At 58.5% G+C, this 13,674-nt stretch carries 12 protein-coding genes and 1 pseudogene; 7 read left to right on the top strand and 6 right to left on the bottom strand.

All coding sequences use genetic code 11. The features are described 5' to 3' along the window. Positions 1-36: 36 nt before the first annotated feature. A complete protein-coding gene (locus C7402_RS16715) occupies positions 37-468 on the bottom strand; it encodes a MarR family winged helix-turn-helix transcriptional regulator (RefSeq protein WP_038458717.1) in 432 nt (143 codons plus the stop codon). A 16-nt stretch (positions 469-484) separates the two neighbouring features. On the opposite strand from C7402_RS16715, the gene C7402_RS46310 reads away from it, so the two are divergent. The 6 genes and pseudogenes from C7402_RS46310 (at position 485) to C7402_RS16695 (ending at position 7,545) form a co-directional block, all read left to right on the top strand. Next, a complete protein-coding gene (locus C7402_RS46310) occupies positions 485-754 on the top strand; it encodes a hypothetical protein (RefSeq protein ID WP_133254499.1) in 270 nt (89 codons plus the stop codon). A gap of 326 nt (positions 755-1,080) precedes the next feature. After that, positions 1,081-1,508 (top strand): annotated as a pseudogene (locus C7402_RS47710) (integrase core domain-containing protein); the annotation flags it as partial. A gap of 341 nt (positions 1,509-1,849) precedes the next feature. Then, entirely contained in the window at positions 1,850-3,040 is a 1,191-nt protein-coding gene (locus tag C7402_RS16710) for a M20 aminoacylase family protein (RefSeq protein WP_116611367.1), read from the top strand. Positions 3,041-3,434: 394 nt separating this feature from the next. Further along, on the top strand, positions 3,435-4,781 hold the full coding sequence (locus C7402_RS16705) for an MFS transporter (protein ID WP_110328450.1): 1,347 nt from the start codon (positions 3,435-3,437) through the stop codon (positions 4,779-4,781). 37 nt (positions 4,782-4,818) lie between these two features. Next, the gene (locus C7402_RS16700; RefSeq protein ID WP_116611366.1) at positions 4,819-5,976 is read left to right on the top strand and encodes a porin; all 1,158 of its coding nucleotides are present in this window, start codon (positions 4,819-4,821) and stop codon (positions 5,974-5,976) included. Positions 5,977-6,048: 72 nt separating this feature from the next. Beyond that, entirely contained in the window at positions 6,049-7,545 is a 1,497-nt protein-coding gene (locus tag C7402_RS16695; protein WP_116611365.1) for a M81 family metallopeptidase, read from the top strand. Between the two features lie 87 nt (positions 7,546-7,632). Here the strand turns inward: C7402_RS16695 and C7402_RS16690 are convergent, their stop codons facing one another. The 3 genes from C7402_RS16690 to C7402_RS16680 form a co-directional block, all read right to left on the bottom strand. Further along, complete coding sequence (locus C7402_RS16690; RefSeq protein WP_110329444.1) at positions 7,633-8,532, bottom strand: NAD(P)-dependent oxidoreductase; 900 nt, start codon at positions 8,530-8,532, stop codon at positions 7,633-7,635. Beyond that, positions 8,532-8,918, bottom strand: coding sequence for a carboxymuconolactone decarboxylase family protein (locus tag C7402_RS16685; RefSeq protein WP_055139657.1), 387 nt, complete (start codon positions 8,916-8,918; stop codon positions 8,532-8,534). Before C7402_RS16685 ends, C7402_RS16690 begins: the two co-directional genes overlap by 1 nt. A gap of 201 nt (positions 8,919-9,119) precedes the next feature. Then, positions 9,120-10,124: an AraC family transcriptional regulator gene (locus C7402_RS16680; protein ID WP_110329443.1), complete on the bottom strand. Its 1,005-nt coding sequence runs from the start codon at positions 10,122-10,124 to the stop codon at positions 9,120-9,122. 210 nt (positions 10,125-10,334) lie between these two features. On the opposite strand from C7402_RS16680, the gene C7402_RS16675 reads away from it, so the two are divergent. Beyond that, positions 10,335-11,243 (top strand): polysaccharide deacetylase family protein, encoded by a 909-nt coding sequence (locus tag C7402_RS16675; RefSeq protein WP_110329451.1) that lies wholly within the window; start codon positions 10,335-10,337, stop codon positions 11,241-11,243. Positions 11,244-11,376: 133 nt separating this feature from the next. On the opposite strand, the gene C7402_RS16670 is transcribed toward C7402_RS16675, so the two are convergent. After that, positions 11,377-12,477 carry an NADH:flavin oxidoreductase/NADH oxidase gene (locus C7402_RS16670; protein ID WP_116611364.1) on the bottom strand — a complete coding sequence of 367 codons (1,101 nt, stop codon included), beginning with the start codon at positions 12,475-12,477 and terminating at the stop codon, positions 11,377-11,379. A 143-nt stretch (positions 12,478-12,620) separates the two neighbouring features. Then, a complete protein-coding gene (locus tag C7402_RS16665) occupies positions 12,621-13,334 on the bottom strand; it encodes an alpha/beta fold hydrolase (protein ID WP_183040752.1) in 714 nt (237 codons plus the stop codon). Between the last annotated feature and the right edge of the window lie 340 nt (positions 13,335-13,674).

Here is a 13,674-nt window from a genome sequence, read left to right as displayed (position 1 = left end):
GCTCTGCACCGCCAACGGCGGTAGTACGAGCGAAGGTCAGGAATCGCCAATCTGCCGGATGATCGCGGTTGCCGCGACAAGCGCCTTCAGGTCCGCGGGATCGAGTTGGCCGAGGGCACTGACCAACCAGTTACGCTTCATGGCGCGGTGGCTGGTTCTCACCGCCATGCCAGTCTCGGTCAACGCAAAAAGGATCTGGCGACGATTCGTCGGGTGAGATCGACGCTCGATCAGTCCTTCCTGCTCAAGACTCGCCAGAATGACGCCCATCGACTGCGGCTTCATCAGTTCTGCACGAGCGAGATCCGCAGTGGTCATGGGGCCGCCTTGTTCCAGACGAGCCAGGACGCCCATCTGGGAAAGGGCCAATTCGGTCGGGTTGGATTCAGCGCGTAGTCGCCGCAGCAATCGACTGATCGCTGCCGTGAGATCCTTCGCAACAATCTCCAGGGAGGAATCGACTGTCATAGCCGCACTATATTAGATGAAAGATAAACTTGCAAGTTTGTCTTTCATTGCCGCGCCGCTCTGCTCTGCAGTGGTACTGGATGCCGACCGCGACATCGAAGGCCTCGAGGCCCGGTTTGGAGATGGTAACGCGGTGCACATACGATTAAGCGGCACGGCCGATGCGCCGTGGTCGACCAATGGATCTGTTAGCGCCGCAGGTCCTCGACAGCAGATTGGCGTTTGCTGGCAAGGTAGTCATGAATCTGATGCCGGGGTTTATGGCGAAGGTGGGTGGCTTTCCTGACGAGACTCTCAAGCCAGGAACCGTCATCGTGACCAACACATTCCTGTTTCGGGAGCGCAGGGCGTGGCCCGTTTGCCTGCGAGCATTACGCGGGACTGTCGCGCTCTACGTTTGGCCCGGTCGTCATTGGACGGTCAAGGAACAGCGACATCAGCGCTCGAGTCTGAGATGCATGTCAAGGCAGAGGGATAATGAAGACACCATTATCTTCGCCTCTCTAACTGCACGACATCCACTTTTCAGGCACGGATCGGCGCGTCGTCCAGGCGACGCCGCTTGCACGAAACGCCACGCTCACCACCGATCGCGAGGCCGGGAACCTCCCGGTGGATGGCCGCGCATAGAAGATGCTATGCATAATCGATGAGTGCCGAGCGATCGAGGTCGGTGCCTGCCTGTATCGCAGATGTGATCCTGACGCTGTCGATCATGCAGTTGTACAACAAATTCTCGCATTCATACGGCCGGACAACGGCGCCGAATTCACCGCTGCCAACGTCGTGCGCTGGTTGCGAGACGCCGCAATCGGCCAGACCTTCATTGCGTCTGACAGTCCATGACAAAGCGGGTTATTGAAGGCTTAAACGGCAGGCTGCGCGACGGATTGCCAAACCGCGAATGGTTCCGCAGTCGCGCCGGGGCCAGGATGCTCATCGAATGCTGCCGGTAGTTCTACAACGAGCGGCGACTCGACAGCGCGCATTGCTACCAACCTCCGGCCACGGTACGTCGACCCTGGCTGGAGCCCGATAATTCGACCGAGACTCGCTGCCGGACCGGTCACTCTGCGGCAGGTCTTGACGCCTGCATAGGCACGCTTCGCGACGCGGAAGCTCGCCGGATTGCTTTAGTAGGCCCGGTGCGAGGCATCCTGGGGGCTTACGCCGCGTACCTCAAAAAGTTCCCACGTACAGGGGGCAACACTCCGTCGCCGCTGTCCCGTACGGACAACTGTATGTCTCCGATCGTCAATTGCGAAACCATCGACGCGTTTAGATTGAACGCCATCGTGAAGATGGCATGCCTGGTAATGCTTGCACCGGTAACGTCACTTCGTCATCGCGGACCTCGCATAACTTACATCACATTTCACTTATGGCATCGACACAGTCCCTTTGCGTTCTCGACGACACGCTCGATCTGCATGACGAACTGAGTAGTATTCGCCGCCGCCTGCATCGGCATCCGGAACTGGCATACGAGGAAACCGGTACGTCGGAGCTCGTGGCAGAGTGTCTGGAGCACTGGGGTTACAGGCTAACCCGCGGCATTGGCGGAACGGGCATGGTGGCTACACTGAAGGCGGGAAACAGTCCACGTGCCGTCGCGTTGCGCGCCGACATGGATGCGCTCCCGATCGTCGAGGAAACCGGTCTGCCCTACGCTAGTGCCGAACCCGGAAAGATGCATGCATGCGGCCACGACGGCCACACGGCCATACTGCTCGGTGCCGCGCGCCATCTTGCTCGCACTCGTCGTTTCGACGGAACGGTGCATCTGGTTTTCCAGCCGGCGGAGGAGATTCTCTCGGACAGCGGAGCAAAGCGGATGATCGAGGACGGCCTGTTCGAGCGTTTTCCCTGCGAGGCGATCTTTGGACTACATAACCAGCCGGGTTATCCGGCCGGTAACTTCATGTTTTGTAGCGGCCCCTTCATGGCGGCGTGCGACACGGTGGACATCGTGATCGATGGTTACGGTGGCCACGCTGCGCGCCCGCATCTCGCGGTCGATCCGATCGTGATTGGCTCGCAACTGGTGATGGCGCTGCAGACCGTAGTGTCGCGCAGCGTAGACCCGATGCAGGCGGCAGTGGTGACGGTCGGTTCGTTCAACGCGGGAGCGGTGGCCAATGTGATTCCCGGTAGTGCTCATCTGCAGATCAGCGTTCGCTCTTTCGATGCGCAAACCCGCAAGCTGATAGAGGCACGCATACGGACGCTTGCACAAGCTCATGCAGATGCCCACAGCGCGCGCGTTGAAATCGACTACGTCCCAGGTTATCCAGTGCTTGTGAATAGCAGGAAGGAAACCGACCTGGCGCTCACGGTTGCACGCGAACTGGTCGGCGAACACCGTGTTATTAGCGACTTCGCCCCGTTTGCCGGCAGCGAAGACTTCGCCTACTACCTTCAGGAAAAGCCGGGCTGCTTTCTGCGATTGGGTAACGGCGAACACTCGCTCACTCTGCACAACGCGTCCTACGATTTCAACGACGACAATCTCACCGTGGGCGCGGCCTACTGGACGCGGCTCGTCGAGCAGTTTCTTCCGTTACAGCAGTAGAACTCGTCATTCCGACTGAAGCGCTCTCCCAACGGGTTTGCGCTTCGGCCGCGATCCGGCATCGCCCGAATACCCTAGTTTCACTGAATTTCTGTCGACGACATCCACGAAAGAACGCCGGGACAGAGCTTGCGTGATCCCGCGCGACCCACTCGGTACTTCCCCTGCGTGTCCCAAAATGCAAACCGATTGTCCTTTGAAGTGAACTAACGGCTATTTTGATCTTTTAACTTAGCTTCCAATCCGCGCACCGCGCTTCTGCCAATGGCCTGCATGGCGAACGCGGATCAGGCGAATCGTGAACCGAACGGAAACATGCGCATCGACCACCCTCCGTCGAGGCGAAAACCATTTAACTCAAACGTATCAAAAATATCAACGCAGGAGGTAATCAATGGAATCAGTAAAGCGGGGCGAAACGCGTCCCACGCCGAAGCGGCGCGTCGCACTGACGACGATCTTGCTCGCATTGGCTTTTTCCCTCTCTTACATGGATCGGCAGATCTTGCCGTTGCTTCTCGAACCGATAAAACACGCATTCTCATTAACTGATTCAGAAATCGGCATGCTGCAGGGGCTGGCATTCGGCGCGTTTTACGCATGCTCCGGTATCGTCCTGGGCGTGCTGGTAGACAGGTTTCACCGAGTCGGGATTGCTGCCGTGTGCGTCGCTTTCTGGGGCCTCGCGACGGCGGCGTGCGGGCTGGCAGGAAACTTTATTCAGCTTTTCGTTGCACGCACAAGCACAGCGATTGGCGAAGCGGGCTGCTCGCCAGCGTCGTACTCGATTCTCTCAGACATGCTGTCCGGGCGAGCGCTATTGAGAGCAACCTCGGTGTACAACGTCGGCCCTTATGTGGGAGGAGGGATGGCCCTTATTCTCGGCAGTATGGCACTGCGCCATTTCACCACTGCTGGCGGGATGGATGTGCCGTTGATCGGACATCTCGAGCCATGGCAGTCGGTTTTTCTCGTTCTGGGACTCCCCGGTATCCTGCTGGCGGCACTCATCCTTGCGCTGCAGGAGCCGAAACGTCACGAGTCCGGGCAGGAGATCGATACGTCAACCCGGGCGACTTTGCAGTTCATCTTCAGTAGCCCAATGCTGTTGTTTTACTTCGCTGCATTTGTTTTCAGCACGTCCGGACTGTTCGTGCTTCTGACCTGGTTTCCAAGTCTGATGATCCGCGAGGGCTTTGGGACCGCGGCGACGATTGGGCGCCCGTTGGGCGCCATCTTTCTGGCGGTCGGTTTGTGCGGCTGTGTTGCGTCACAGCTTCTCTTGCGAAAGCTCGAAAATCGCGATCTCTTGAGTTCGCTGCTCAAGCGAATGTCGGCGATGTGGGCAGTCCAGATTCCGCTGGCCGTAGCGTTCATTTTCGTCGACACGGCTAGCCTTGCCTATTTGTTTTACGCGTCGCAGGTCATCATTTTTTCCGTCGTCACGACCTTTATGGTCGCTCCCATTCAACTCGCGGTTCCCAATCGTATGCGAGGTCGCGCGACCGGTGTGTTCATGACTTTCAACTACATGTTGGGCGCGAGTATCGGACCGTGGTCGGTGGGCGTGTTGAGCGATCGGATGAAGGAAAACCCACACGGCCTGCTCACGGCATTCGTAATGGTATTGGGTGTGTCGGCGGCCGGCGCTGCGGTCTCTATCTACCTTTCTTCGACCAGGAAGACGCGGATGAATCCGGTCGATTCTCTGCCGCAGCAGTCCGTCTCGGGAAACATATAGATCACGCGAACGGAAGTCCAGATTTAGGGCGATAGACATGCTTAGTCTGTATATTTCGTATAACTACTCATATGCGATGTGCAATGAAAAGTCAAAAAAATGGCTGGCTAACCTGTGCCTGTCGATCTTTTTGGTAGTTCCGGCTGTTTCGGACGCCCAGAGCAGCGTCACCTTGTTCGGAACGCTGGACGAAGGTATCGAGTATCTGACGAACGCGAACAAGACATCGCATTCGGCGGTGCAGTCAGGGCCTGCGGAGATTTACTCCAATTCGTTCGGTTTGATGGGTTCTGAAGGACTGGGTGGCGACGTCAAGGCTGTTTTCAGGCTCGAAGGCGGCTTCAATCCCTACAACGGTACATCGATACAAGGCGGGCGTCTCTTCGGGAGACAGGCGTGGGTAGGGATTCAGAACAGCAATAACAGGATCATTCTCGGCCGGGTCTATACGCCTCTTTACGACGTGATCGGCTATCTCGATCCGCTGCAAGGTTCCAACGTAAGCCTGTGGACCATGGATGGCGGAATGGTGTCGCGCATGGACAATGCGGTCAGATACACGCGCTCGGATGGGCCGTTCCACGAAAATGTCCAATACAGCTTTGGCAGCGCCAGCGTGGAAAGCACGATCAACGGAACGGCCGGATCAGGCTCTCGCTCCAAGGAATTCGCCGCGTCTGCTGACTACACCGCCCGGCAATTGATGGCCGGGATCGTGTACGACAACATCCATGGCCCCATGACTTCAGCGCAATACGGTTTGGGGTTGTTTGTGCCTTCGGCGGTCCCGGCAGCGTCTTCCGGTACACCGCAACGGGCTGAGCGCATCGCCGCGGCCCTCAGATATAAGTGGGACGGCACGTCGCTGTTCGCAGGCTACCGCCATCTAAGGACGGTCGCGCAGGCCGGCAACGAAAACTCGAATCTGTACTGGGGAGGCGTTACCGAGCAGTTTACGCCTGCGTGGACGGGGACTGTCGGCGCGTATCACCAGCGGGTTGCTGGTGAGGATGCCCGGCCCACGATGGTCGCGCTTCAGACGCAGTACCGGCTATCAAAATCGACGGGCGTGTACGGCAACGTCGGCAAAGTCTGGAATACCCGTCTTAGCAACATGGGGCTGGACCTTCAGACCCAGACTTTGCAGGGAGCGGGTCAGTTCGGTGCCAGCATCGGCATCTTTCACTTCTTTTAAAGCAGTCCGATGTCTTGTTTGCACACGACAGTCGAGAGACATACGTTTCAGGAAATCAGCAAGGAGAGACTTATGAAGGTTCTGGTCGCCGGTTATAAACATGAAACCAATACGTTTGCGCTCGATAAGGCCGACTGGACGGCTTTCGAAAAAGGCGAAGCGTTCCCCGCACCCGTTCGAGGCCAACAGATGCTCGAAACGATGGACGCGGTCGCGATGCCGGCTACGGGATTTTTGCGCTACGCGCGATCGAAGGGATGGTCGATCATACCGAGTTTGTGGTGCGGCGCTGTCCCGTCTTCGTATGTGACCGAGGACGCCTTTGAGCGCATTTGCAATGAGATATGCAATGACGTGAAAGCCGGCGGGTTCGACGCCGTATACCTGGATCTCCACGGCGCTGGCGTTGCCGAGAACGAAGACGATACCGAAGGGGAACTGATCGGCCGTGTTCGGCAACTGGTGGGCGAAAACATGCCGATTGTGGTGAGTCTGGATCTGCATGCAAATGTCACCGAGAGGATGCTCCGAAGTGCGGATGGCATGGTTTCGTTCCGCACCTATCCGCACGTCGATTACGTAGAGACAGGCGAACTGGCCGGTGAGCTCCTGTCACGCCGTATTGCGCATGGACGTCGGGAACCGGTTGTCTGGAAGCAGCTCCCATTCCTTATTCCGCTGAATTCTCAGAATACGACAACGGGACCGGCGAAGCGGATCTATGAACGGCTGCGTGCACTGGATACAGAGCATGGAACGATGTCGAGCTTTTGCATGGCCTTTCCGGCGGCCGACTTTGCCGAATGCGCGCCCATGATCTGGAGCGTGGGAGAGAGCGCTTCGACTGTCGTCGAGGAGCTCGCATCGCTTGCGGGCGAGCCCGCTCAATGGCGGCTTGAAATACTTTGCGCGGACGATGCGGTGCAGGAAGCGATGGCGCGCGCCGTCGAAAGCAACGCTCCGGTTGTGATAGCAGACACTCAGGACAACCCCGGCGCCGGAGGTACGGCATCGGCCACCGGCATGCTGCACGCACTGCTGAATGCCCGAGCCGGCGAACGTTTCCCCCATCGGGTGACGCTAGGTGTGATGTACGACGCTCGATTTGCGGCTGCGGCGGTTCAGGCCGGCGTCGGTGCAACGTTTCGCGCCAGTCTGGGCCATGCCACGGAGCTTTGGGATGGTCCAACCGATCCGCCGGTGACCTCCGAATTCACCGTGAGAGCAGTCAGCGATGGGCGGGTCACTTTCAAGGGCCCAAAGATGACGGGGTTCGTTGCCGGATTGGGGCCAAGCGCATGCGTCGAGACTGGCGGCGTGCTGGTAGTGGTCGCAAGTGGAAAGATCGGAGCGCAGGACCGTGAACTGTTTCGTTTCGTTGGCGTGCATCCGGAGCAGATGAAAATCATCGTCGTCAAAAGCAGTAACCATTTCAGAGCTGACTTCGTACCGCTTGTCGAAAATGAACAGACCGACGTCGTGATCGCGAAGGCGCGGGGCGCAGCCGCGGCTGACCCAGGCGATCTGCCGTGGCGGAAGTTGCCGGATTCCATCCGGCGCCGTCCTTGAGCAGACGTACGCTTTCGGCCCGGACTTGCAGGGACGCTGCCGGATGGGCGAAATGACCATCCGGCAAGCCCTCGCGTAACGCCTCATTCAATGCGCGAGCGGGACGCCGGAGGTCTCCTCGCAGAACCGCGCCATTTCGGTGTGGTCTTTACCTCGCCCCAGCGCTTGCGCCGCATTCGCCCACAGTTCGCTGCACAGCGCGGCAAACGGAACTGTAACGCCTTCGTCCTGTGCGACTTCAAGGGCGATGCCCAGGTCTTTGACCATCAGGTCGAGACCGAAATTGCTGTCGAAAGTCCGGGACAGGACAAATTGACGAAACTTCTTCTGCGTACTGTTATTGGTGCCGGTGGAAGCATTGAGTACGTCGACCATTTTTCCGGCGTCGAGTCCAAATTTCCGGCCGATAATCAGCGCTTCTACACCAATCAGAAACCCGCCGGCTGACACGAGGTTGTTTAGCGCTTTCATCGCCTGGCCCGCCCCGATCTTGCCTACTTCGGTAACCGTAGTTCCGATGGCAAGCAGCAAGGGCTTGGCCTGTTCGACAGCCGTCGCGGGGCCCCCAACCATAATGGCGAGTTCGCCGGTTCGAGCCCGCGAAACGCCGCCTGAGACAGGCGCGTCGATCATCAGAATACCGCCCGATTCGAGGCTGGCCGCGATCTCCTGCGTGATTCTGGGAATTCCCGATGTCATGTCGATGACCAGCGCACCAGCCCTGAGCATGGGCCGAACGGCCGTAATGACCTGTGCCACATGTTGGCTTTTCGGGAGCATGGTGATGACCGCATCTGCCGACTCTACGGTCGCCTCGATCGTATCCGGCGATTCCCCGCCGATCCCGCTCGAGAACGCTGCCGCGCGTTCGCGGTCCAGATCGAAAACCGCGACGTGGAAGCCGGCATTGACGAGTCGGGCGGCCATAGGCCACCCCATGTGACCGATGCCGATAAACGCGACTTTCCTGAACGTTCTGCTGCTCATTACAGCGCCCCATTCCGGACAAGGACTTCATGAGCTGCTTTGAACGCGCTGAGGCCAGAAGGAATTCCTGAGTATGCAGTGGCATGCAGCAGCGTGGCCTTGATTTCCTCCACCGTGAGGCCGTTGTTCAGGGCGCCCTTGACATGCAGCTTCAGTTCGTCCGTGTGGCCTGCGATCGTCAGCATGGCGAGATTCAGCAGACTTCTGGTCCTGCGGTCGAGCGTTTCGTCTCCCCACGCCCATCCCCATGCCCACGCGGTGGTGGCCCGTTGAAAAGACATCATGAAGGAGTCGGCTTTCTGCATCGAAGCATCTACGTACTCTGCCCCAAGTACGGCGCGACGGATAGGCATGCCCTTTTCGAAAAGAGCGTTGTCGTCTGACATGACTGGAGTTCCTCGTTGGTAAAGAAAGGTCGTATTGGCTGGCACGAATCGGCATCCCATTTCAGATTCCGAATCGATGACACAGCTCGGCCTACTTTAGCCCAGCGACGTCGTTATATTTGACTTGACGGGACAGGTGTTTGACAACACGGGACGCGCGACCGTCTACGCAGCAAGTCGAACCGCGAATTTACGGAGGCCTTAACCGGATGCTTCCAGGTTGCGTTTCCATCTCGAGGCGCTGCAGCCGAAGCTGGTCTGGAACCATCTGGAGAACGCGCTCAGACTACCAAACCCCAGTGCTTCGGCTGCCTCTGTCAATGACACGGTTTGCATGCTGAGCAACCGCCTGGCCGTATCGCACCGCACTTGCTGCAAAAGCGCGGAGTAGGACAGTCCCTTGTCCGCGAGTCGTCTATGGAGGGTGCGTCGATTCATTCCCAGACTGGACGCGAGAGTCTCGACGCTGCATCGCGAGTCGCGCAACTGCTGATGCATGAGCCACTCCACGCGTGCTTCGAAGTCTTCCGGCGAATGATTGAAGGTTTTCCCGAGCAGGGTTTTAGCGTGACGCCGGAGTACGGCGGATGAAGCGATCACCTTCAGAGACAACGCATCGCGTGAGAGCAGGATCCCGCTGACCATCTGGTCATAACGGAGCTCGCATCGCATGAAGTTGCTTTGCACCAGCGTATGGGCGGGACGCGAATGTTCCTGACAGACCGCATCGGGTTGCCAGTCGGCTCCGACGAGCCAGCGAATCATCTGGACGATGCCGCAGGCGCAGTATTCCATGACGTGTATCGAAGGAATCTCGGACTCGATTTTGAACGTCAGCAGCGGTTTGTCGAAGCGTTCGTCGAGATCAATGAAGATGCCGTCGCAGTGGTGATGCAGTTGCGTCGAATACGTGTGCAGCGCATCTCGTAGCGTTTCCTCTTCTCTCAACATAAGACTTACGAGTCCGTAGTCGGGAACGCCACGGGCGATCGCGACGCGCGCGCCGAAATCGGTGCGGGCCGACGCGGCAACGGACAAATCCAGGAGCCTGATCCACGCATCTAACGGAATCAGGCTATCCGGACTTTCAGCGATGTCGCCGCTCAATCCGACCCGAGCCATGAGCGCTTTGCCGTCAATGCCGACGTCGCAGGCAGCCCGCAAATAGCCATGCAAGGTGGCGCTTCTGACAACTCGCTTGCGCATAACCGTTGTTCCTCGGAAGGGGAGGTGTGTCTCATATTGAAAAGTGTGAGGCACGGAATGTCAACTAAACAAAATCCCCAGGTTCCACAATAGTGACGGCTGACGGCGTTTCAAAGCTTTGCGCGAATTGCCGCCTCGCGTCGAGAAACGTCCGACATTGATGGGATTTTTTAACAACAAACTGCGCGACGCGCAGATAGAGAGTCCGTGATGAGCGATCAAAATGGGATGCAACCTTGGCAATGGCCCGAGCAGGAGTGGCGACGAATCGTGACCCACGTTCGTGCAGGGCGCCGTCTGCGTCCGGACAAATGGAAAGGTGGCGCACGGGTTGCTGTCGCCCTTTCATTCGATTCGGATCACGAAACCAATGAGCTGCGTGATGGAGGCAGTTCGATTAACCGTCTTTCGTGGGGACAATATGGAAATCGGGTCGGTGTACCGCGCATCCTGTCGCTCCTCGAAAAATACAGCGTTCCTGTCAGCTTCTATGTGCCTGCCGTCTCGGCGCTGCTGTACCCCGACGAGCAGCGCCGCATTGTGGACGCGGGACATGAGATCGGGGTGCACGGCTGGATCCACGAGCTCAACTCGAAGCTGGAGTTTGCCGACGAACGGGATCTGCTCGGGCGCTCGATGGACACCCTTGAAAAGATTACTGGCAAACGTCCGACGGGCTTTCGCTCGCCGTCGGGTGATTTTTCAAAAAATACGCTGCAGATTCTTCAGGAGCTCGGGTTTTCCTACGACTCATCCTTGGGCGCCGACGATGACTGCTATGAACTGGAGATGGATGGCGAGCCTACCGGGCTGGTCGAAATTCCGTTCGACTGGGTGCGCGACGATGCCGTTTATTTTCTAATGCATCGATTTCAGGGGTTGCGTCCCTATACGCCCCCTTCGGACGTATTCGACATCTTCAGGCGGGAACTGGACGCCGCGTATGCGGAGGGGGGACTGTTCGAGCTCACCATGCATCCGCACGTGATCACGAATCGCTCGCGCATCTGGATTGTCGAGGAACTGATCAGGTACGCGAAGAGTTTGCCTGACGGAGTATGGTTTGCCCGTCACGATGAAGTAGTGAACTACGCGCTGCAGAATGCGAAGCTTCGTTGAAGACCGGAGGTGAGCTCCGGTAGCGTTGTACGTGCCGCGGCCGGGCGGCCTGCGGCACGAAGACTGAAGCGGACGGCCGATGCGACTGAGGATGCCAGTCGCTGCATCAGGGCAGTCTCCCCGGCCGGGCGACTCAGACGAACAGATCGCGCAACCGGTTGGGCTGAGAGCGGAGATACTGTTTCGGTGCCTTGATTTGAACCCCGAAGTGAGCGGCGGCATGCCAGGGCCATCGCGGGTCGTACAGCACGGCTCTCGCGAGCGCAATCAGATCGGCGTCCCCGGTGCTGAGGATAGCTTCGGCGTGCTCGAAGTCGGTGATCAGGCCAACGGCGATAACCGGCAGTGTGGTCGCCTGCTTTACCGCGCGTGCAAGAGGAACCTGATAGCCGGGTCCGATCGGGATTCGCTGTGCGGGGCTCGATCCGCCGCTCGAGACATTGATAGCGGCACAGCCTCTCGCCTGTAATGCGTCGACGAAGGCGATCGTATCCTCGACGGACCAACCGCCTTCCACCCAATCGGTTGCGGACACCCGCATCGTCACGGGGCGGTCATGCGCAAACACATCCCGCACCGCCTCGAAGACTTCCAGCGGAAACCGCATTCTGTTTTCCAGTGAGCCGCCGTACTCGTCCGTTCTCTGATTCGAGAGAGGCGAGAGAAACTCATGGAGCAGATAGCCGTGTGCGCCAAGAATCTGGATGAAATCGAGGCCAAGCCGGGATGCGCGTCGCGCTGCGCTAGCGAACGCGTTGCGGATTGCCGCGAGACCGTCGCGGTCCAGAGCAGTCGGCGGCATCTCGCCGGACGCAAACGCGAGCGGTGACGGCCCATAGGTCGTCCAGCCGTCCGGCTGCCCTGGCGGAACCTGTGCACCGCCTTCCCACGACTTTTGCCGCGACGCTTTTCGCCCGGCATGATTGAGCTGAATGCCGATCGGCATGTCTGACCAGCGTCGGACGCCGCGCAGCACTCGCGCCATGGCAGCCTCGCAGTCGTCGGAATAGAGTCCTACGTCGCCACGGGTGTTGCGCCCGTCGGGCGTGACCGCTGTCGCCTCGATCGTCAGTAGTCCCGCACCCGAGCTCGCCAGTTGCCCAAGATGAATCAGGTGCCATTCGTTCATCTGCCCGTTTTCGGCCGAATATTGGGCCATTGGGGCGATCACGATGCGGTTGTCTAGTTTCAGGTTATCGATTTGGGCCGGTGTAAACAGGAGGGGGCGACTCATAAGAGCTCCGTGTGGCGCCCGCTGGGCGCCGTCCATATCCGTGGGGTGGGGTTGATTTCGAGGAAGCGCTTCAGGACGGACGACGGTGAGACAAATCCCGTTTAACCGGAGCTCCTTGCAAGAGCGGTCGCCGCTCGACAGCCTCACGCATGCTTCAGCAATATCTCCGCAACCTCGCTTGCCTTGTCGATCATCAGATCGTGCCCGCCGTCCAATGAATAGACGTGAGTTTCAGGAAGATCGCGCTGCGCCTCGTACCAACCCGGGATAGGGCTTGGGATGCCGATGTCTTTCGAGTTGTAGATGAATACCTTCTTCGGTACTTGCTTGAATTTGCCCGTGAGAGACAGTTGCTGCGTGAAGCAAGCCAATGGGTGCGATGTCAGTTTCGAGTCGGCCCACGCCTGATGTTCCTCGCCGACACCGAATACTTTCGAAGGCCAGTTGGCAACCTGCGTACCGCCGAGCGACGCGCTGAGTTCGGTGAACGGCAATAGCAGATTGGGCAACAATGAAAAGAGCGAGTCGCCGCTTTTTTCCGGGAGCGGGCCGTCGAGATAAACGAGCGAGGCAATCCGGTCGTGCAACTGGTCGGCCACCCCGGTAATGACGAGACAACCGTACGAGTGGCCGCAGAGCACGACATTGTCTAGGTCTCGCCACGTGATGAGGTTGGCGATATCGAGGATGTGGGTGTCCAGATTGATCGGTCCCAACGCCGAAAGATGAGAGCGTTCCCCGACTCCCGTGAGCGTGGGTGTCAGCAAACGGTGACCGGCAGCCTCCAGAGAAGGGCGGAGTTTATCGAAGCACCAACCCCCGTGGAAAGCGCCGTGAACGAAGACGAAATTTGTCATGCTGGATAGACCTCTAGCGTTAACCGTTCGGAACGCGCCGGCGTGCAGGCAATACATTGCGCCATGCTTCTCGGACATCCGATCCGCGTGCCACGCGGATCTGCGCCGATACAGACTCGCGAATATGACCAACCGGCATCGCACGCCTTCACTACGCGAAGTCCGGTGTGCCGCCAACGACGCACCTGCCCCTGGCTGTTCCGGTTCTATAGCTGTCCCGGCTGATGGGACGCGGGTCAGTCTACCGTCCCCGGTTTCTTTCGATTGATATTTTGGGACATAGATTTTGCATTCCGGGTCAATTTGACACGATGCAATCACCGATGTCACCCCCGTGACG

The organism is Paraburkholderia unamae, assembly GCF_003096875.1.
Classification (GTDB): Bacteria; Pseudomonadota; Gammaproteobacteria; order Burkholderiales; family Burkholderiaceae; genus Paraburkholderia; species Paraburkholderia unamae.
This window is presented reverse-complemented; position numbering and strand designations above follow the sequence as displayed.